Origin of the sequence: Marinobacterium maritimum (genome assembly GCF_039523155.1) — a bacterium.
GTDB lineage: Bacteria > Pseudomonadota > Gammaproteobacteria > Pseudomonadales > Balneatricaceae > Marinobacterium > Marinobacterium maritimum.
On record NZ_BAAAET010000002.1, the window covers coordinates 196917 to 216053 of the forward strand.

16 protein-coding genes and 1 tRNA gene are annotated in these 19137 nt (G+C 59.4%); 1 reads left to right on the forward strand and 16 read right to left on the reverse strand.

What is annotated here, in order from left to right; genetic code table 11:
- Positions 1 to 4: 4 nt before the first annotated feature.
- From mnmC to ABD013_RS07350, 12 genes are all read right to left on the reverse strand, one after another.
- The gene (gene mnmC, locus ABD013_RS07295) at positions 5 to 1957 is read right to left on the reverse strand and encodes a bifunctional tRNA (5-methylaminomethyl-2-thiouridine)(34)-methyltransferase MnmC2/FAD-dependent 5-carboxymethylaminomethyl-2-thiouridine(34) oxidoreductase MnmC1 (protein ID WP_343804405.1); all 1953 of its coding nucleotides are present in this window, start codon (positions 1955 to 1957) and stop codon (positions 5 to 7) included.
- A complete protein-coding gene (locus tag ABD013_RS07300; RefSeq protein WP_343804407.1) occupies positions 1950 to 2324 on the reverse strand; it encodes a Na+/H+ antiporter subunit G in 375 nt (124 codons plus the stop codon). The genes mnmC and ABD013_RS07300 overlap by 8 nt, the downstream gene beginning before the upstream one ends.
- Positions 2325 to 2332: 8 nt before the next feature.
- A complete protein-coding gene (locus ABD013_RS07305; protein ID WP_343804409.1) occupies positions 2333 to 2602 on the reverse strand; it encodes a K+/H+ antiporter subunit F in 270 nt (89 codons plus the stop codon).
- Positions 2596 to 3090, reverse strand: a complete 495-nt coding sequence (locus tag ABD013_RS07310; RefSeq protein ID WP_343804411.1) for a Na+/H+ antiporter subunit E — start codon at positions 3088 to 3090, stop codon at positions 2596 to 2598. The genes ABD013_RS07305 and ABD013_RS07310 overlap by 7 nt, the downstream gene beginning before the upstream one ends.
- Positions 3087 to 4598 carry a monovalent cation/H+ antiporter subunit D gene (locus ABD013_RS07315; RefSeq protein WP_343804413.1) on the reverse strand — a complete coding sequence of 504 codons (1512 nt, stop codon included), beginning with the start codon at positions 4596 to 4598 and terminating at the stop codon, positions 3087 to 3089. Before ABD013_RS07315 ends, ABD013_RS07310 begins: the two co-directional genes overlap by 4 nt.
- The gene (locus ABD013_RS07320) at positions 4595 to 4960 is read right to left on the reverse strand and encodes a Na+/H+ antiporter subunit C (protein ID WP_343804415.1); all 366 of its coding nucleotides are present in this window, start codon (positions 4958 to 4960) and stop codon (positions 4595 to 4597) included. The genes ABD013_RS07315 and ABD013_RS07320 overlap by 4 nt, the downstream gene beginning before the upstream one ends.
- Complete coding sequence (locus ABD013_RS07325; protein WP_343804417.1) at positions 4960 to 7755, reverse strand: monovalent cation/H+ antiporter subunit A; 2796 nt, start codon at positions 7753 to 7755, stop codon at positions 4960 to 4962. Before ABD013_RS07325 ends, ABD013_RS07320 begins: the two co-directional genes overlap by 1 nt.
- Before the next feature lie 176 nt (positions 7756 to 7931).
- Positions 7932 to 13031: a hybrid sensor histidine kinase/response regulator gene (locus ABD013_RS07330; RefSeq protein ID WP_343804419.1), complete on the reverse strand. Its 5100-nt coding sequence runs from the start codon at positions 13029 to 13031 to the stop codon at positions 7932 to 7934.
- 3 nt (positions 13032 to 13034) lie between these two features.
- Positions 13035 to 14843, reverse strand: a complete 1809-nt coding sequence (locus tag ABD013_RS07335; RefSeq protein ID WP_343804421.1) for a methyl-accepting chemotaxis protein — start codon at positions 14841 to 14843, stop codon at positions 13035 to 13037.
- Between the two features lie 37 nt (positions 14844 to 14880).
- On the reverse strand, positions 14881 to 15414 hold the full coding sequence (locus ABD013_RS07340; RefSeq protein ID WP_343804423.1) for a chemotaxis protein CheW: 534 nt from the start codon (positions 15412 to 15414) through the stop codon (positions 14881 to 14883).
- Positions 15415 to 15430: 16 nt separating this feature from the next.
- Positions 15431 to 15796, reverse strand: coding sequence for a response regulator (locus ABD013_RS07345; RefSeq protein ID WP_343804425.1), 366 nt, complete (start codon positions 15794 to 15796; stop codon positions 15431 to 15433).
- 38 nt (positions 15797 to 15834) lie between these two features.
- On the reverse strand, positions 15835 to 16833 hold the full coding sequence (locus ABD013_RS07350; protein WP_343804427.1) for a response regulator: 999 nt from the start codon (positions 16831 to 16833) through the stop codon (positions 15835 to 15837).
- Positions 16834 to 17378: 545 nt separating this feature from the next.
- Between ABD013_RS07350 and ABD013_RS18490 the strand changes: the two genes are divergently transcribed.
- A complete protein-coding gene (locus ABD013_RS18490) occupies positions 17379 to 17600 on the forward strand; it encodes a tyrosine-type recombinase/integrase (RefSeq protein WP_425543404.1) in 222 nt (73 codons plus the stop codon).
- Between the two features lie 19 nt (positions 17601 to 17619).
- Here ABD013_RS18490 and ABD013_RS07355 read toward each other — a convergent pair whose 3' ends face one another.
- The 4 genes from ABD013_RS07355 to ABD013_RS07370 all read right to left on the reverse strand — a co-directional run bounded on the left by ABD013_RS07355 (position 17620) and on the right by ABD013_RS07370 (position 19103).
- Positions 17620 to 17847, reverse strand: a complete 228-nt coding sequence (locus tag ABD013_RS07355; RefSeq protein ID WP_343804429.1) for a hypothetical protein — start codon at positions 17845 to 17847, stop codon at positions 17620 to 17622.
- Positions 17848 to 17856: 9 nt separating this feature from the next.
- Positions 17857 to 18183 carry a DUF4145 domain-containing protein gene (locus ABD013_RS07360; protein ID WP_343804431.1) on the reverse strand — a complete coding sequence of 109 codons (327 nt, stop codon included), beginning with the start codon at positions 18181 to 18183 and terminating at the stop codon, positions 17857 to 17859.
- Between the two features lie 250 nt (positions 18184 to 18433).
- Positions 18434 to 18925, reverse strand: a complete 492-nt coding sequence (locus ABD013_RS07365; RefSeq protein WP_343804433.1) for a tetratricopeptide repeat protein — start codon at positions 18923 to 18925, stop codon at positions 18434 to 18436.
- Positions 18926 to 19026: 101 nt separating this feature from the next.
- Positions 19027 to 19103 (reverse strand) — tRNA-Ile (locus ABD013_RS07370).
- Between the last annotated feature and the right edge of the window lie 34 nt (positions 19104 to 19137).

Here is a 19137-nt window from a genome sequence, read left to right on the forward strand (position 1 = left end):
CTGATTATAGCGTCTGACGAATCAGATTCTTGATAGTGAATCGCGCCGGGTGCAGGATCTGTACCAGCTCGGCTTCCAGGGGCAGAGGGGCGCCGCTGATCAGCGCGGCTGTCAACTGGGCACTGATTGGACAGCTGATCAGGCCTTTAGATCCATGACCGGTATTGACGAACAGGCCGGGCAGCAGGGGGGGAAGAGCGTCGAACGGCCAGCGGGCATCGTCGCGCAGTTTGGCATAGGTCTCGATGAAGGCCGGCAGATTCGGCACGGGGCCGACCAGCGGCAGGTAATCGGCACTGCTGCAGCGCAGGGCGACACGCCCCTGTCGGGGCTGCCCGGCCAGCGACTCGGCCAGTGTCGGCAGCGCGCGCTGCAGAATATCCTGGTTGTGCTGGTGCTCTTCGTCGCGCACGTCGAGCTCGGTGTCCCTGAGCTTGAACGAGGCACCGAAGCAGTAGCGCCCATTCAGTGGCGGCGAGATATAGCCCTCACCACAGACCACCGTGTTCAGGGGCCTGCCGGGAGGCTGGTCGACCTGAGAGGTCTGGCCGCGGATCGGCTTGAGCGGCAGTTGTGCCAGCTGCTCGAATCTCAGCGCCTCATTGGCACAGCACACCACCACCTGGTTCGCGGTGAATGCTGTCCCGATCAGCTGCCAGCCAGAGTCGGTCTGGTGCAGGGCGGCCACGGGAGTGTTGTAGTGGCACTGGATCAGTGGGTGGTCCAGCAGCAGACGGCAGAAAGCGGGAGGCGATACCCAGCCGGCATCGGGGAAGAACAGCGCCGGGTGGGCGCAGTCCTGTCCGGCCAATTCAGAGGCTGCTGAGGCCGAGACAGCACGCACCAGTGACTCGGGGTAGGCACCGGTATCGACCAGTTGCTGCTGGCGTGTCTGCTCCTTGGCCGTGGTGGCCAGCTGGAGTACACCGCACAGCTGACCGATTTCGGGTTGCTCATGCTGCAATGGGCGGATCAGGCCCGCGGTATAGCTCAGGCCCGCCAGGTGGAAGCGGCTGTGTGGCGTAGGTTTGGCCGGCAGCTTGGCATAGAGTGCGCCCTGGGGGTTGCCGGATCCTTCGCAGGCCGGTTCCGCGTGGCGTTCGAGTACTCGCACCGGGATGCCCTGATCCGCCAGCGCACGGGCGGTGCTGGCACCGGCCAGCCCGGCACCAATCACGATCACCGGCTGATCAATGGTACCGTGCTCGGGGCGCTGGAACCAGATCGGCTGGCCAGCGGGGCGTACCGGTTCACCCTGGAAGCTGCCGCTGATCATCTCACGCTTGCGACCGAAACCCGGCACCTTGCGGATGTCGAAGCCGACCGCCTGCAGGCCGCGGCGAACAATGCCGGCGGCGGTAAAGGTGGCGCAACTGGTGCCGGGACCACTGAGGCGCGCGATCTGGGCAAAGAGCCGGTCATTCCACAGTTCGGGGTTCTTGGCGGGGGCAAAGCCGTCCAGAAACCAGGCATCCACGCGAGCATCCAGCTGCGGCAGGGTATCCAGCGCATCACCCAGCAACAGGGTCAGCAACACCCGGCCCTGATCGAGTCTGAGCGTGAAAAATCCGGGCACCGGCTCGGGGTAGCTGTCAATCAGCTGGGCGGCACCGTCGGCAAATTCTGGGAAGGCCGACAGGGCGCGGGCCAGGTCGTCGCGGGTCAGCGGGTACTTTTCACAGGATATGAAGTGCAGCTGGCCCTGTTCGGACGCCTGCTGCAGCCAGAGCTCTCGGGCACAGAGGAAGTTGAGCCCGGTACCGAAACCGGTCTCTGCGATGACGAAGCTGCCCTGCTGGTGGGCCGCGAAGCGCTCAACCAGGTTGTTGGCCTGGATAAAGACATGCTCGGTTTCCGCTACGCCGCCGGCCCGGTTGAAGTAGATATCACCGAACTGTTCTGATTCCGGGATCGACTCCTGCCACTGCAGGCGAGCCGTGGCAAGGCGCTCAGTCATGGTCGGCAGGCACGGGTGGCTGTTGTTCGCGGGCACTGCTCATCAGGTGCTGCGAACGGGTACGCCGCAGCGCCCGGTTCTCATGGTGCAGGGCGGTTTTGGCCAGCATGTGCGCTGTGATCGGTGCCGTGATCAGCAGGAACAGGGTGATCAGCAGTTCATGCAGGCTCAGGTGGCCCTGGTTGACCGACATCATCACCATGGAGGCGATCAGGATGCCACCCATGCCGACAGTAGTCGCCTTGGTGGGTGCATGCAGGCGCGTGTAGAAATCGGGCAGGCGGCTCAGGCCGATGGAACCGACCAGCACGAAAACGCCGCCGATCAGCAGCAGAATGGTTATCAGCAATTCAACCCAGAAGTTCATCTCAGTTCCTATTCAATGATGTCGCCGCGCAGCAGGTATTTGCACAGGGCTACGGTGCTGACGAAGCCGAGCATCGCGATCAGCAGGGCCGACTCGAAATAGAGATTGGTCCCCATATGCATGCCGTAGAGCAGAATCAGGGCGATGCTGTTGATGTACATGGTATCCAGCGCCAGGATACGGTCGGACAGGTCCGGTCCACGCAGCAGGCGCCAGAGGTTGAGAATCAGCGCTACACACAGCATGCCGCTGACGATCAGAATGGCGGTGTTCAGCATGCGAAGATCTCCTTCAGCGGGGCCTCATAGCGGGACTTGATGGTCTCGATCAGGGCCTGCTCGTCGGTCAGGTGAAGGGCATGCACATAGAGCCAAAGGCCGTCCTCGGACAGCTCTGCACTGACGGTACCCGGCGTCAGCGAAACGGTGCTGGCCAGTACCGTCTGGGGCAGGTCGGACTTGATATCCAGCGGTACTGCCACGAAGGCCGGCTGCAGTTTGCGCATGGGGCCCAGCACCAGAATGGCGACTTCGATATTGGCGATTACGATATCCCAGAGCACAAGCAGCATGTAGCGCAATGCCAACAAGGGGCGGTGCACGATTGGCTGGGGTGTTTGCAGCGGCGCGCAGAGCAGCGGGATGGTCAGCGCCAGGAAGGCGCCGAGCACCAGGTGGCCGGGGGCAACCGTGTTGTTCAGCAGTAGCCAGACCACAAACAGCAGCACGCTGTGGACCGGCATCGGCAGCCAGCGAAAACGTTTCATGACTCACCTCCCGGCAGCAGTAAATGCAGTGACTCGGGTACCTGGTGCAGCTGTTCCGCAGCTGCGGCCGTATACTCGGTGATCGGGCCGCCCAGCACCACCATCAGCGGTGCGCCCAGCAGCAGCAGGGTCACGGCGGCCAGATGCCAGCGGGAAGCGGGCTCGGCCTGTGACTTGTCACTGCTGCGGCGCCAGAACAGGGTGGTCCCACCGCGGGACAGGGCGATGATGGTGATCAGGCTGCTGAGCAATATGCCCGGCCAGGCCCAGAACATCTCGGTACCTGTCTGGGCTGCCTGCAGCAGTAGCACCTTGCCGACGAAGCCTGAAAACGGCGGGATGCCGGCAACCGCCATGGCGGCGATGAAGAACATTCCTCCCAACAGCACCGGCTGGCGTACCTTGCGCGACATGACGAAGCGGTCGCCGGCCTTGCCGCGCTGGTGGCTGATCAGGTCGGCGATCATGAACAGGGCGGCGCAGACCAGGGTGCTGTGGACCAGATAGTAGAGTCCGGCAGAGGTCGCGGCCTGGTTCATCAGTGCGACCGATACCAGCAGGGTGCCGACAGAAACGATCACCAGGTTGGCCGTCAGCTCGCGCAGGTTGGGGCTGGCCAGGGCGCCGATACTGCCGGCCAGCAGGGTCAGCAGTGCCAGCGGCCAGATCCAGGGTTGAGCCATGAAGGCCAGATCACCGGCATTGGCGCCGAAAATCACCGTATGGACGCGATAGATACTGTAGATGCCGACCTTGGTCATGATCGCGAACAGGGCGGCCACCGGGGCACTGGCGGAGGCGTAGGTGCGGGTGAGCCAGAAGTGCAGCGGCAGCATCGCGGCCTTGAGACCGAATACTACCAGCAGCAGCAGGCCGCCGGCCTTGGCCAGGGCCTGCTCGCCATCGGACAGGGCTGCCACCTTGGTGGACATGTCGGCGATGTTGAGCGTGCCCAAAGTGCCGTAGAGAATGCCCAGTGCGAACAGGAACAGGCTGGAGCCGACCAGGTTCAGTGCCACATAGTGGAAACCGGCCTGGGTCTTCTGCTTGCCGCCGCCATGAATCAACAGGGCATAGGACGCGATCAGCAGCACTTCGAAGAATACAAACAGGTTGAAGATGTCGCCGGTCAGGAAGGCACCGTTGATACCCATCACCTGCAACAGGACCAGCGGATAGAAATAGGCCCCGGTGCGGTCGTCACCGGCGCAGGCATACAGCAGTGACGCCAGACCCAGCAGCGACGTCAGCATCACCAGCAGCGTCGACAGGCGATCGGCGACCAGCACGATACCATAGGGTGGCTGCCAGTCACCGAGGACGTAGAGCTGGATGCCTTCGGTCTGGCTCTGCTGCAACAGCAGACCGGCGCTGATCAGGGTCAGCACGGCCACCAGCAGGGCTCCGTAGCGTTGCCGTTCCAGGGTAGTGGCCAGCGGTGGCAACAGCAGCAGCAGGCCGCCGATCAGCGGGAGCAGAATCGGCAGGATGGTGAGGTGTTCGCTCATGCGTGCTCCTTCTTGCGGCGCGGCTTCATTTCAGGCTGCGGCGGCAGGCGACCATCGACATGGTCGTTGCCCAGGTCGGCACGGGCACGCATGGCCAGAATGACGATGAAGGCGGTCATGGCGAAGCCGATCACGATGGCGGTCAGCACCAGTGCCTGCGGCAGCGGATCGGTATAGCTGAACGAGGTGCCCAGAATGGCGGCACCTTCCAGTTTCAGGCGGCCGCTGGAAAACAGGAACAGGTTAACGGCATAGGAGAGCAGGGTCAGTCCCATAACCACCGGGAAGGTGCGTCCCCGCAGACAGAGGAACACGCCCGAGAACGTGAGCAGGCCAACACAGGCGGCGTAAACAGCTTCCATTATTCAGACTCCGGCTGAGTAGGACGATGGCTGGTGGTCAGCTTGCCCAGGTTGGCAAGAATCAGCAGGGTGGCGCCGACCACTGTCAGGTAAACCCCCAGGTCGAACAGCATGGCGCTGGCGAGCTCGAATTCGCCAATCCACGGCAGGTGGAAGTGGTCGAACCAGGAGGTCAGGAACGGACGGTCGAACAGCCAGCTGCCCAGGCCGGTCAGGGCGGCGATCAGCACACCGCTGGCGATCAGCCACTGGTAGTCGAGCTTCAGGCGTGCCTTGATCCAGTCGACACCATGGGCGACATACTGCTGGACCAGAGCGACCGAGGTGACCAGGCCGGCGATGAAACCGCCGCCAGGCAGGTTATGGCCGCGCAGGAAGATATAGACGGATACCAGCAGGGCCAGCGGCAGCAGGCTCTGCGAGATCACGGCCAGCATCACCGGGTGACGGTCACGGGTCCAGGGACGGCCGTTTTCGTCACCGGCCGGCATGAACAGGCGCATGCGGGCGATCAGCTTGAAGATCCCCAGTGCGGCGATGCCGAGTACGGTGATCTCACCCAGCGTATCGAAGCCGCGGAAATCCACCAGGATCACGTTGACCACGTTGGTGCCGCCGCCACCGGTCTTGCTGTTGGCGAGGAAGAAGTCAGAGATGCTGGTCAGTGGTCGGGTCATCATCGCGTAGTTGATGGTGCCGATGATGCCGCCGAGGAGCGCGGCAATGCCCAAGTCGCGGACTACACGGCGAGGGGAGGATTCCTTCGGCGTTTTCTGCGGCAGGAAGAACAGCGCCAGCATCAGCAGAATCACGGTGACCACTTCAACCGACAGCTGGGTCAGCGCCAGATCCGGGGCGGAGAAGCGGGCGAAGGCGATGGACACGATCAGGCCGACCACCGACAGTGTCAGCAGGGCGATCATGCGCTTGCGATGCCAGATCATTGTGGCCAGTGCGCTGAGGCAAAGCAGTACCGCGGCGGTAATCTCGACCGTATCGATCGGCAGATGCGGGCGCAGACCGGCGGTGGTATCCAGGTCCATCAGCGGCCCGGCGGTCAGCACCAGTGCAAACAGCAGCAACAGCAGCATATAGCGCTGCAGGGAACCATTCTCGAAGAAGGCATGGATACGCGTAGCACCGGCCACCAGCGACTGAATCATGCGCTCAAACGCCAGCTTGGCATCGTGCTCCGGGAACTGAGCCTGGAACTGGTACAGGTGGCGGCGGTTGTAGTAGATCACCAGGCCACCGAGCATGGCGATGATGCTCATCACCAGCGGCAGGTTGAAGCCGTGCCAGATCGACAGACTGTACTCCGGCAGGTTGCCGGCCAGGACCGCCGAGGAGGCTGACGACAGCAGGTCGCCGACGATGTAGCCCGGGAACACCCCGACCAGCAGGCAGAGCGCGACCAGAATTTCCACCGGGATGCGCATGTAGCGGGGCGGCTCATGCGGGGTCTTCGGCAGGTCGATCGGTTCGCCGTTGAAGAAGACGTCGTGGATGAAACGGGTCGAGTAGGCTACCGAGAAGACGCCGCCCAGCGTCGCCAGTACCGGGATCATCCAGGACAGCGAACCCAGGGCGACCTGGTGCAGCGTCTCGGCGAAAAACATCTCCTTGGACAGGAAGCCGTTGAGCAAGGGCACGCCCGCCATGGAGGCCGCGGCGACCATCGCCAGCGTGGCCGTATAGGGCATGTATTTCCACAGGCCGTTCAGCTTGCGCATGTCGCGGGAGCCGGATTCATGGTCGATGATGCCGGCGGCCATGAACAGCGAGGCCTTGAAGGTGGCGTGGTTGATAATATGGAAGATCGCCGCCACCGCGGCCAACTGGGTATCCATGCCCAGCAGCAGGGTGATCAGGCCCAGGTGACTGACGGTGGAATAGGCCAGCAACCCCTTGAGGTCATGCTTGAACAGGGCGATATAAGCCCCCAGCAGCAGCGTGGCCAGGCCGGTCAGGCTGACGATCAGGAACCAGAGTTCGGTGCCGGACAGTACCGGGTAGAAGCGGGCCAACAGGAAGATTCCGGCCTTGACCATGGTGGCCGAGTGCAGGTAGGCACTGACCGGCGTCGGGGCGGCCATGGCGTGGGGCAGCCAGAAATGGAACGGGAACTGCGCCGACTTGGTGAAAGCGCCGAGCAGCACCAGCACCAGCGCGATCGGGTAGGCCGCATGCTCACGCAGGGTATCGCCGCTGGCCAGCACCACGCTGAGGTCGTAACTGCCGACAATATGGGCGATCAACAGCAGGCCAGCCAGCAGCGCCAGACCGCCGGCCCCGGTAACGGTCAGGGCCATGCGGGCGCCCTTGCGGGCCTCGCTCTTGTGATTCCAGAAGCTGATCAGCAGGAAGGAGCTGATACTGGTCAGCTCCCAGAACAGCCATAGCTGGATCAGGTTGTTGGCGGTGACGATGCCGACCATCGCCGTCATGAACAGGATCAGGTAGGCATAGAACCGTGACATGGAGTCCTGTTCGGACAGATAGTAGCGGGCATAGAGAATGACCAGCAGGCCGATGCCGAGAATCAGCATACAGAACAGCAGCGCCAGACCATCCAGACGGAAGGACAGGTCCAGTCCCATCGCGGGTATCCAGCTGAAGCTCTGCTGCAGGGTCTCTCCCTGCAGGATCTGCGGCGACAGGCTGAGTGCCATGGCCAGTGCGAGCGCGGGCAGTATCCCGGTGAACAGGGCACAGGCGCTGCGTCCGAAACGCTCACTGAGCAGGGGAACCAGGGTGCCGATCAATGGCAATAGCGGGATCCAGAATAAGCTCATCAGCGTGTCGGGCTCCGGTCAGTCTCGATAAACATGTATTAGATTCTATTAATATTATCTCAAGGGATTGCCCTTTTATACCGTTTGGCACTGCGGGCGTCTACCGTTGACAAGTCGGTCAGGATGCGACCTCCGTGCCGGGTAAGGTGGGCACGGAGGTCTGGGGGCAGGAGGGATCAGAACAGCAGTTTCTGGACGGTATCCAGCACCGTGGCTTCGGTCCAGGGTTTGGTCAGATAGGCGGACACACCGGCAGCCTCGGCTTCACCGCGGTGCTTGTGCGTTGATCGCGAGGTGATCATGACTACCGGAATCCGGTTGTACTTGTCACTGTTACGGACGATCGCCGCCAGCTCCATGCCGGTCATGCGCGGCATCTCCAGGTCGGTCAGGATCAGCTCGGGTGGGTCCGAACGGACCTTGTCGAGGGCGTCCAGGCCGTCAATGGCAGTGGACACCTGATAGCCACTGTCACTGAGCAGGGTTGCCAGGGTCTTGCGCGCACTGAGCGAGTCATCCACCACCAGCACGTGCGGCAGGCGCAGTTCAAAAGCTGCTTCCGACGTGTCGTGAGCCGGCCCCAGGATGGAGTCACGGTCGAGAATGCGAGCCTGGAGGTCGATGATCGGCGCCACTTCGCCGTTGGCGAGGATGGTGACACCGGGAACCCCGGCAATATCGGGCAGGTGCTCGCCCAGCGACTTGAATACCAGTTCCCGGTGCGCCAGTACTTCACGCACCAGTACCGCCGCCTTGCGGCCATGGTCCAGGTTGACCATCAGCACCGGGTGGATCCGAGTGTTGTGGTAATCCTTGGAAGGTTCGCCGATCAGGCTTTCCAGCGTGTAGGCCGGATACTCGCCTTCCTCGGTGGTGAAGGTCAGGCCGTTGTCGGTCTGCTTCAGCTCACCATCCAGTGACAGCATGCTCTGTTCAACCGTATGGCTGGACAGGGCGAAGACGCGGCGGCTGTCGGAGCGCACCAGCAGCGTATGAACCAGCAGTGAAGACGCCGGCATGGACAGTTCGAAGCAGCTGCCCTGACCCTGGGTCGAGTCGATGTTCAATGACCCCTGCATGCGGGTCACCTGCTGGTAGACCACATCCATGCCGATGCCGCGACCGGAAAGCTGGCTGATCTCGTCACGGGTGGAAAACCCGGGAACCAGAATCAGACGCTGGATGTCACGATCGCTCAGCTCGGCATCGGGGCTGATCAACTCCTTGCGCACGGCGATGTCACGTACCCGCTGCAGATTGATGCCGGCACCGTCATCTTCACAGCTGACATGGACCTTGCCGTTGCGCTGGTTGAAGCGGATGGTCAGGGTGCCGGTTTCATCCTTGCCGGCTTCAAAGCGCAGGTGCGGTGTTTCCAGACCATGGTCGACGGCGTTGCGGATGATGTGCATCAGCGGGTCGGCCAGCTGGTTGAGGATCTGGCTGTCCATCATCACGTCTTCGCCTTCGATCAGCAGACGCGCTTCCTTGCCGGCGGCGCTGCAGGCCTGACGCATGATGCGCTGCATGCGCGAGCTGATCGTTTTCACCGCCACCAATCGGGTATGCAGAACGTTATCGAGGGACTCTTTCTGCAGGTTGCTCTGGCGGACATGCAGCTCGGCCAGCTGGCGTAGCTGATGGTCCGCTTCCAGGTCTACCTCACGTACGTCGGCAACTGCTTCCTGCAGCTGCGACAGGGTGGTGTGCATGGTGTTGTAACGGTCCATCTCCAGCGGGTCGAAGTTGCTGTCGCCTTCATGCAGATGATTGTTGAGCGTGAAGTGGTCCTGCAGCTGCTGCTCCAGGTCGAACAGTACCTTCTGCAGCGCACGCTGACGTTCACGGTTGGAACGACTGAGGCGGCGCAGCTGGGTCAGGGAGTCGTCAAGCTGGGCATTCAGGGTGCTGGATTCACCGGCGATACGGAACAGGTTATCGAGGATGCTCACCGGTACGCGCAGGTGGGCGTGCTCCTTCTCCCCCTCATGACCTGCCGCTGATGCGGGCTTGGCCGCCGGCTTGGGTGCCGTGGGTGCCGGCTGGGCTGCGTGCGCTGCCCGGTCGGCTTCAGTCAGGGCTTCGGCCGCACAGTCTACGCCCTCGGTCTGCAGACGGTAGAACCAGGTCATCATCTGCTGCAGCTGCTGTTGAGCATTATCCGGTGCATCGGTGCTCTCGGTGATGCTTTCGCACATTTGTGCCAGGCAGTCCGATGCTTCGGTCAGGTCGTGGGTCAGCTTGCTGCCGGGGAAAGTCTTGGCATCGGTCAGCACCTCGAGAATATCTTCAAGGTGATGGGTCAGATTGGCCAGGCCCTTGATACCGGCCATGTTGGCCAGGCCCTTGATGGTATGGGCGGCGCGCTGAGCGCTGAGCAGAGAATCGGCCTCGTGGTCGACCAGTACCGCCTGCAGGTGGGTCTGAAATTCCTCCACCAGCACTGGCAGCTCGTCGTAGAGCATCTCCATCAACTGGGGATCGATATCGTCGCCGATCGCCAGGATGACATCTTCCGGCGTGGCGGTTTCACACTCGATCTCGTCCGGTGACTGGATGCTGGCCAAGGCCAACAGCGCCGAGATGACCGCACCCTGCTGCGGATCGGCGTGGATCGGCAGCAGGTCATCACTGATCAGGTCTATCAGGTCTTCGCGGATACTCTTTTCGGCCAGCGCTTCCAGGTGCTGGTGTACTGCCTGCAGACAGGCTGCAAAGTGTGTGCACTGGGCAGCCTGGAACTGCTCCGGGTGCTTGCGGAACCAGGCCAGGTTGCGCTCAAGGCCGGTCAACAGCAGGTTCAGGCCGTGCATATGTACGGTGGTGCAGGCACGAGCCAAGGGCATCAGAGCATCCTGGCTGGCTTCCAGCAGGTGATCCGCAAGGCTGACATCAACGTTATTCCACTGCTCCTGCAGTGCCTGCAGCGAGCCGACCAGCATGGTCAGAATACCGGGGTCGACCGACGGGCCGGGCTGCTCCAGCAGTGCCATGTCGATGTCACAGAATGGCGGCAGTGCTTCGGTTGCGTCTTCTGTCGTGGCGTCTGCGGGCTCGTCAATCAGGAAGGTCTCCTGATCCGTGTCGGCTTCAGCGGCAAGGAACTCGGCCAGCAGTTCGCGCTGGGCATCGATATCCTCGGCCTCCAGCGGTTCCGGCCAGTCCGGGGCGGCCAGCAGGTCGAGGGTTGCCTCGGCACTGGTGCGGGATCGGGTCTCGATCAGGTCGTGCAGCACCGGCTTGATCGCCTTGATCAGCGGATGATCCAGGTTGTCGCAGTTGCTGATCAGTTCGACACCCAGAGCGACCAGGTCGGCCAACAGCGGGGTGTCCGTTTCTGCCAGCGGCTCGCTCAGATCACCGAGCAGCTCTGCCAGTGCGTCCGGCGAGTCGGCCGTATCCAGGATGGAGGCGGTGCCGCTCGCATCCGGAGTCGATTCAACGGCCAGTGCTTCAGGCTCAGCGACTGGTGCGGCTTCGGCCGCTTCGGACAGGTCTGCGTTGGCTGCATAGTACTCATCGAGCAGGGCGCGCTGGTCGTCGATATCCTCGGCCTCCAGCGGTTCGGGCCAGCCCTCGGCACCCAGCAGGTCGACGATCGCTTCGGCATGGCTGCGTTCCGGGTTGTCGATCAGGGCCAACAGCAAGGGCTTGGCCTGGTCGATGACCGGCAAGTCCAGGGTTTCGCAGCTGCCGATCAGTTCCGTGGCCAGGGCAATCAAGTCGGCCAGCAGGGGGTTATCGGCCTCGGCCAGTGGCTCGCTCAACTCGGTCAGCAGGTCTACCAGTGCGTCCGGCGAATCGGCGCTGTCCAGTGGCGAGCTGATTGTCTCGCCATCGTCACAGTCGAGTGGCGCCGATACCTGTTCCTGCTCTGGCTCAGGCGCTATCTCTGCCTGTACCGAGTCCGCTTGCTCCTCTTCGGGTTCGGCATAGACTTCGTCGAGCAGAGCTCGCTGGTCGGCAATATCCTCGGCGTCCAGTGGTTCGGGCCAGTCCTCGGACCCCAGCAGGTCGATGACGGCCTCGACCGTCGCGCGCTCTGGACGTTCGATCAGGGCCAGAATCAGTGGCTTGGCCTGAGCGATGATCGGCAGGTTCAGGGATTCACAGCTGCCGATCAACTCGGTGGCCAGAGCGACCAGGTCGGCGGGCAGCAGATTGTCGGCTTCGGCCAGGGGTTCGGCCAGCTCAGCCAGCTGTTCGGCCAGGTCTTCGGGCGAGTCGACACTTGCGGTCGCTTCCTGCGAGTCATCGTCGGCTGTACCCTCGGCACTCATTGATGAGTCGTTGTCGTTTTGTGCTGAGTCAAATTCGAGTTCCGCTTGCAGGCCTTGATCGGCAATATCGGCAGTCAGATCCTGCTCGGCTTCGGCTTCGGCTTCGGCTTCGGCTTCGGCTTCGGCTTCGGCTTCACCAAAGACCTCATCCAGCAGTTCGCGTTGGCCTTCGATATCGTCGGCATCCAGGGGTTCGGGCCAGTCTTCCGCGCCCAGTAGCTCTATAACGGCTGCTGCGTTGGCACGGTTTGGCTGTTCGATGAGGGCCAGCAGAAGGGTTCTTGCGCGGACAATAATGGGCAGCTGTGCGTCGTCGCAGCTGTCGATCAGTTCGGTCGCCAGGGCGACCAGGTCCGCCGGCAGCGGGTTATCCAGTTCGGCCAGGCAAGTCGCCTGTGTCTGCAATTGCTCGGCCAGAGCCTGCGGAGAGTCGATGGTAACCGTGGACTCGACTGCAGAGGGTTCTGTTTCCGGGTCGTCGATGATCAGGTCGTCCAGGCTGAACAGGAAGTCTTCGTCAGCGGAAGCGACTGCTGTATCCGGGGTATCGGCTGTGTTCTCTGGGGCCGTTTCAACACTGTCTGGTTGCTGGCGCTGCTGCCAGTCTTCCTGCAACAGCTCCGGCAGCGCTTCCAGGTCATCCGGGTCGAGCGGATTCTGCCAGTCATCACCGCTCAGCATCGACAGCGCTGATGACAGCTGTTCGTCAGAGGGCTGCGCCTGTGCGACTGAAGGCATCAGCGAGAAGAGCGCCAGCAGTTGCTGTTGCTGTTCCGGTGTCAGTGCGGCTTCGGGTTCTTCGGCTTCAAGCAGTTCGGTCAGCAGGGCCAGAAGGTCGGCACTGCCTGACCAGCCCGCCTCGAAACAGGCGTCTGCCAGCGGTGGCAGCTGCTCCGTCAGCTGTGCCGGTTGCACCCCGGTGCTATTCCCCAGCAGCACCTCGATAGCGGAAAGCTGGGGACCCGCCGCTGACCATTGCGCCATGTCGGTCGTCACGCTTTACTCCGAATGCTGCAGTTTGAATACACTGATGGAGCGCTGGAGCTCATCGGCGGCGCCTACCAGGCGTTCAGACAGCTGCTTCTGCTGCAGCATCTCGGCGTTGGTGGCCTGGGTGAACTCATTGATACTGCCGGCGCGCTGGCGCAGGTTCTGGGCCAGCTTGGCCTGTCCGGTGGCGTTCTGGGCGATACGGACGACGGACTCAACCAGAGACTGGGTAGTCACTCGGGTCTCTTCCATACGTTCACCGGCCTGTTCCGCCAGGCGGGTACCGGCAACCACGTCTTCGATTACGGTGTTGATAACGTGAACGGTATCAGCGGTTTCCAGCTGGATGTTGTTAACCAGGCTTTCGATCTCGGAGGTCGCCTCACGGGAGTTTTCCGCCAGACGCTGTACCTCGTCTACTACCACCATCAAGCCACGACCGGCTTCACCGGCGGATGCCGCGTGCATACTGGCGTTGAGTGACAGAATGTGGGTACGCTCAGAAATGTTGTTGATCAGGTTGATGATACCGCCGATCTCCTGGGAACGTTCACCCAGACGTTTGATACGTTTTTCCGCCTCGTGGATCGTCTGACGGATCTTGTTGATGCTGTCGATGGTGGCGGATACCGATTCCTTGGCGTTTTCGGAGGTGCTGATCGCTTTCTGGGACGCACTGTTGGTCACAGCGGCAAGCTTGGCGATCAGCTGCATCGCCTGGATTGCGGAGTCCAGACCTTCCAGGGTCTCGTTAATCTCTTCCTGCTCCTTGGTCGCCTGCAGCAGTACCGCTTCAGACTGGGTCTTAACCTGTACGGAGGTCGTGTTGACCTCGCTGGTGACCGTGCTGACTTCACGCAGTACGTTCTCGATCGAGTTGGTCAGCTGGTTGATGGAGTCGGCTACCGCACCGGTGATATCTTCCGCCACCGGTACGCGTACGGTCAGGTCTCGCTGACTGATCTTGAAGACGCTCTGGATCAGTTCGATGATCGAGGCGTTGAGCTTCTTGTTCTCCGCAGCCTGTTTGGCCAGGGCTTCCTCTTTTTCGTCCAGCAGGGTATCCAGTACCGTTGCCATCTGCCCCAGCTCATCCTTGGTCTCCAGGCGGGTACGGGCTTCGGTGTCACCGGCACGCACCGCATCCACGGTGTTCTGAATGCGCTGAACCGGGTCAAGTACGCCGTATTTGGTGATCGCCAGGGCGATGGCCAGGGCAAGGCCAAGGACCACCAGAGAGGCGAAGAACAGCTTGATCATCTGGGCCATCGCCTCGGAACGGGCCTTACTGTCATAGTCGGCATAGACATTGATCAGCAGCTGCAGGCTGGCGTTGACCTCACGCAGATCTGCAAGCAGCGTGCTGAAGGTCTGCTGCATCAGCGCGGCCTGCAGCGTGGGCGCGGAGCCCTGCGCACGAATCTCGCTCAGTCGGGCCATCTTGTCCGCCAGACCCAGCGCTTCCAGACGTTGCTGGATGTTGTGGCGATCCTCATCGCTGCGCAGACGCTGCATCAGCGACTTCAGGCCGTTGTTGAAGTTCTCGGCGGCAACTGCGAACTCGGTCAGGTTCTTGTCATTGGGTGACAGGCGGGCTTCTGTCAGGGCCTGCTGCACATCCACCAGCAGAAAGTCGAGACGTGAAGTGTCTTCAGCCAGCTGGCGGGTCTGTCGGCTCACCGACTGCGACTGTTCATCGATGACGATGGTCTGATAGTAGGCGACAGCGATGGCGATGATGCCTGCGATCAGAAGTACACCGGAAATGGCGAACTTGATCCCCATCCGTATGTTCTGCAGTTCCCAGAAAAGAGGCATGTGTAGTTCCTTTCAGCAAAATGGACGACCAAGGGTGTTATTCGAACATCGCGGCCGGTTGATAGAAGGTTTTCTTCAGTTTCTGCAGCAGCGCCTGGTGATCAAGCTCGTACCAGGTCGTTTCCTGGGCGTGATACTGCTGACTCAGGAAAGGCTGAAGCGGCTTGGGGGCTGAAGGCTCCGCCACGTCATGCTCACCGATCCGCTCCGGGTCGGTGACAACCGTGGGGATCCGGTTCAGCAGGAAGCCGGCCGTATGAGGTTGCTGATCCAGCAACAGAATCCAGTAGGGCTCCCGCAAATCGGTACGCTCTTGCTGCGCCATGTAGGGCAGGTCGTAGACCGGTACCGTGTGCCCTCGATGGTTGATGAAACCGGCAAACCAGGGCGGACTGTCCGGCAAGGGACAGATCGCGCTTCTGGATGCCAGTTCGGAGAAGGTGCCGGCGGTCAGCAAAAAATGCTGACCATCGAGCTCGAACCCGTGCCGGATCTCATCAAAGCTGGGGGCGTCTTCCTGATTGGCGGGGAGGGGAAGGTCAGAGCTGTCGGGCTGGATAAGGTCATCCATCAAAGCACTGCTCTCCTCAACTGAAGGCCTTGACCTGGTCCAGGATCTCCTGGTCCGTATACGGCTTGCCCACGATGGCGCTTGCGCCCTGCAGCTGGGCCCATACGCGGTCCGCATCCTCGTGCTTGCTGGATACGATCACCACCGGAATGCCTTTGGTATCGGCGCCGCTGGTAATCTGACGGCAGGCAGAGAAACCGTCTACCTCCGGCATCACGATATCCATGAAAATCAGGTCGGGTTTTTCCTGTTCGGCCAGGTTGATCCCTTGCTGGCCATTTGCGCCGACGATGATCTCCGCACCGGTCGACTGAAGGATCTCACGCAGTCGCTGCTGCTGTACCGGATCATCCTCTACGATCAGAATCTTGTTGACTGCCATGTGTGTATTTCCAGTATTCGCTCTAATTGATCCAGTCTTTATTTCTTGAACTCGCTGACCCAGCGGGAAACACGCTTGATGACCTTTTGGAACTCCACGTGATCGATCGGCTTGGTCAGGTAAGTGGATGATCCTGCCATTATCCCCTTCACTTCGTCCAGAGGAGAGGTTTTCGACGAAAGCATGATAATCGGCGTTTTTTTCCAACCCGGCATCTGGCGCAGGCGGGTGCAGGTCTCAAATCCGTCGATACCCGGCATCATGATGTCGAGGAAGATGAAGTCGTAATGGTGCTTGCCGGCTTTTTCCAGCGCGGTTTCACCGTCGTCGGCGAAGTCGATCTCCACCGGCTGATCCATGTGCTGCAGCTCCTTTGCCAGCATCTGCTGCATCGGATGGCTGTCATCAACGACCAGCACGGAATAGCTGTCGTCGCTGTGCTGCTCGGCCAGCTCGGCTTGCTGACGGCGCACTGCTTCGATCTGGGCGTCGTATTTGCTGAACGGGTTGTCCTTCTCGGCTTCCGCTTCAGTGGTTACGGCTTCCAGCAGCTGTTCCGGCTCCGCTTCGACCACTGTCACGGTCGGGGCTTCGGCGACAGGAGCAGCGGCCTGGGCTACGGCCGCGCTGACGTCTTCTTCACATACCGCAACCGGCTCGACAATTGTTTCAGCCGTTTCGACGACCTCTGTCACGACTGCCTTTTCAACCACGACGGTTTCGGCCTGCGGCAGTGGTTCAAAGGCTTCCAGCGTGCGCAGTACGCGCGAGGAAATAAACGGCAGCTTGATATGGGCCTGCTGATCGCTTTCAGGCTTTTTCTTGTTGACCAGGACCAGTCGTTCTTCCCGGTAGGACTCGGGCAATTCGGCCAGTTCAGCATGGTCAGACAGTGCGTCACCAAACACCAGTACCAGATCTGCCAGGTTATCGGCATCAAAGGCGGTCAGCGACAGCGTCTTGCTCTTGGATAGGGTCAGAATCTTTTCCAGCTTCTTCAGCTGATCTTCCGGGAAACCGATTGTCCCAATCTTCATGCGTCTTCCCTGTTCAGTTAGTCCGGACAGCTCAGGCCCACGGACGAGGGTAGGAATGGATGCATATTCAAGCACGTAAATAATGCAGTTCGGTTACGGTTTTAGACCATCCGAACATTGATGACAATAGCGTGACATCATAAAAAACCATTCTTTTAATGTGTGTATGTTTATGGATACACTCAAGCCTTTTAGGCTAAAACGGGTGTTCTGAAAACAGGGCTTTTTGAGGTGTTTTGGTAAAAAAATGGCTGGTTGATTCTTGTACAGCCAGGGCCGTGCAGGGAGGTCAAAAAAGTGTGTATCAGGAGGGGAGGATTCAATCGCTGCTGGATCATTTGGCTGCGAGACGAAACCCCGACACCATCAAGGTGGCAAAGGTCTGCCTGGCGACTGGAGCACGATGGTCAGAGGCAGAAAGTTCGACCGCTTCTCAGGTCCGAAATAATCAGATCACGTACCACCATACCAAAAGCGGGAAGAGTCGAAGCGTCCCGATCGCAGAGTGACTTTGCCAAGAGATCAAAACGAAAGAGAAAGGGCGGCTGTTTGGTGACTGTTACCAGTCATTTACCAACGCCCTGGAGGAGTCGGGTATAGAGTTGCCGAAGGGGCAGAGAACCCACGTCCTCCGGCATACATTCGCCAGTCACTTCATGATGAATGGCGGGAACTTGCTGACGCTTCAAAAGGTGCTGGGGCACGCATCCATTCAGATGGCGATGCGGTATGCACATTTGGAACCAGAACACCTAGACGAGGTTTAAAAAAGAATCCTTTAATAGGCTATTCCTGGTTTTTGTCACGTTTTTCTATACCTTCAAGCTTACCTGCGGGTAAGCTGCTATAGAGATCATCAATATGTTTTGGAAGTGTAATCATTTGCTCGCAAATTAGATTAACTAGCGTGAATAAGCTTAAAGCTGCCTCTTTATTATCATCTAAATAAATTTTCCCAGGATGAACTGAGTCATTACCTATAACTCGAACTATATCAAGGGGTTTTTGGACCATAGGATTAAGTCATTTTTTAACAAGGGAAGCAATATCGCTATTGATGTCTTTCCCAGGTTCACCAAGCTCCTTGCATAAATGTTGTATGAAAAGTCTTAGCAAAGCTGCTGATCCCTTTGGAGATTTTGAAACTATCGATAAAGCCTCGTCATAAATCTTCATTATATGTGGAGGCATATCAGGGTTTCTAGTTATGACGATTTCGGAATCTGGATATATGATCTTGTCATGAATCCAAATTGCTATGTTTTCACAGTTTTGGCATACAGAGAAGTGAATGTTATCAAATCTTGATCTTGTAGTAATGCCATCAGTTTCACTGAAAACAAATGGCATTTTGGAATCTATTTTTCCCTATTTTGGCTGATTTTTTCATTTTCAGGGTTTTTACTTGATCCGTCCATTAAAATTCTATTAAGAGAAAAATCATCTATTAATATTGGGGTTCTTGTACGGCCCTACATTATCCGGCCATAGGAGGTATACCAATGTTGAGTAGAAAAGGCTTCGCAGTGAGGACAATTAAAAGCTGTTTTTTCAACATGAGGAAATTTATCTGAACTAGATATTTAAATTCCTTGAGTAGTTAATCGGGGCAGTAATACTCAACCATGACTTTTGCTTTGTCACTGCCAGTTGAGCGTAAGTTATCCATCCAGAATTGGCACTTAGGGTCGGAAAGCTTTTTCATGTACTCGGCACGATCTCGACCAGCCTCAAGTTGTGCTTCCCTTGCAATGCGCTCCTCTTCCAATCTGAGGCGTCTTTCTTCCAAACGTTGCTGACGGGCGCGGTTCTCGGCTTCAAGGCGCTGACGGGCTTCTATGGAGGCTTGGCGAGACTGTTCGCTGATACGCTGCATGCTCTGCTGAAATCCCTGAGCAGCCGCTTCAATGGCTTTGGCGAGACGATATTCCTGGTACTTCTGATAGCCGAACCAGCAGAGGAACAAAACGATGCCGCCTAACACAATACCAAGGGCGACTTGTGCCCACAAGGGAACGTCAGAGGTAGCCGGAGGGGGAGACCTGAAGGTGACAGGTTCAGGGATGATGCGTTCATCGGGATCGAGTCGCATGGTACCTCCTTGTTTTTGTCCGGCCCAGATTTATATGGACACTTCATGGACACTTTCGGTACTACTCCATGATCCGAAAGTTTGTAACCCCTTGATGTAAATGGTGGGCCCAGCAGGACTTGAACCTGCGACCAATGGATTATGAGTCCACTGCTCTGACCAACTGAGCTATAGGCCCGGGGAAGGTGCGCCAATGATAGCATGTCCTGTCA

What these genes read in the sequence shown, in the direction of transcription:
- mnmC (WP_343804405.1), bottom strand. Translation starts at nt 1,957, where the DNA reads ATGACTGAGCGCCTTGCCACGGCTCGCCTGCAGTGGCAGGAGTCGATC.
- ABD013_RS07300 (WP_343804407.1), bottom strand. Translation starts at nt 2,324, where the DNA reads ATGAACTTCTGGGTTGAATTGCTGATAACCATTCTGCTGCTGATCGGC.
- ABD013_RS07305 (WP_343804409.1), bottom strand. Translation starts at nt 2,602, where the DNA reads ATGCTGAACACCGCCATTCTGATCGTCAGCGGCATGCTGTGTGTAGCG.
- ABD013_RS07310 (WP_343804411.1), bottom strand. Translation starts at nt 3,090, where the DNA reads ATGAAACGTTTTCGCTGGCTGCCGATGCCGGTCCACAGCGTGCTGCTG.
- ABD013_RS07315 (WP_343804413.1), bottom strand. Translation starts at nt 4,598, where the DNA reads ATGAGCGAACACCTCACCATCCTGCCGATTCTGCTCCCGCTGATCGGC.
- ABD013_RS07320 (WP_343804415.1), bottom strand. Translation starts at nt 4,960, where the DNA reads ATGGAAGCTGTTTACGCCGCCTGTGTTGGCCTGCTCACGTTCTCGGGC.
- ABD013_RS07325 (WP_343804417.1), bottom strand. Translation starts at nt 7,755, where the DNA reads ATGAGCTTATTCTGGATCCCGCTATTGCCATTGATCGGCACCCTGGTT.
- ABD013_RS07335 (WP_343804421.1), bottom strand. Translation starts at nt 14,843, where the DNA reads ATGCCTCTTTTCTGGGAACTGCAGAACATACGGATGGGGATCAAGTTC.
- ABD013_RS07340 (WP_343804423.1), bottom strand. Translation starts at nt 15,414, where the DNA reads ATGGATGACCTTATCCAGCCCGACAGCTCTGACCTTCCCCTCCCCGCC.
- ABD013_RS07345 (WP_343804425.1), bottom strand. Translation starts at nt 15,796, where the DNA reads ATGGCAGTCAACAAGATTCTGATCGTAGAGGATGATCCGGTACAGCAG.
- ABD013_RS07350 (WP_343804427.1), bottom strand. Translation starts at nt 16,833, where the DNA reads ATGAAGATTGGGACAATCGGTTTCCCGGAAGATCAGCTGAAGAAGCTG.
- ABD013_RS07355 (WP_343804429.1), bottom strand. Translation starts at nt 17,847, where the DNA reads ATGGTCCAAAAACCCCTTGATATAGTTCGAGTTATAGGTAATGACTCA.
- ABD013_RS07360 (WP_343804431.1), bottom strand. Translation starts at nt 18,183, where the DNA reads ATGCCATTTGTTTTCAGTGAAACTGATGGCATTACTACAAGATCAAGA.
- ABD013_RS07365 (WP_343804433.1), bottom strand. Translation starts at nt 18,925, where the DNA reads ATGCGACTCGATCCCGATGAACGCATCATCCCTGAACCTGTCACCTTC.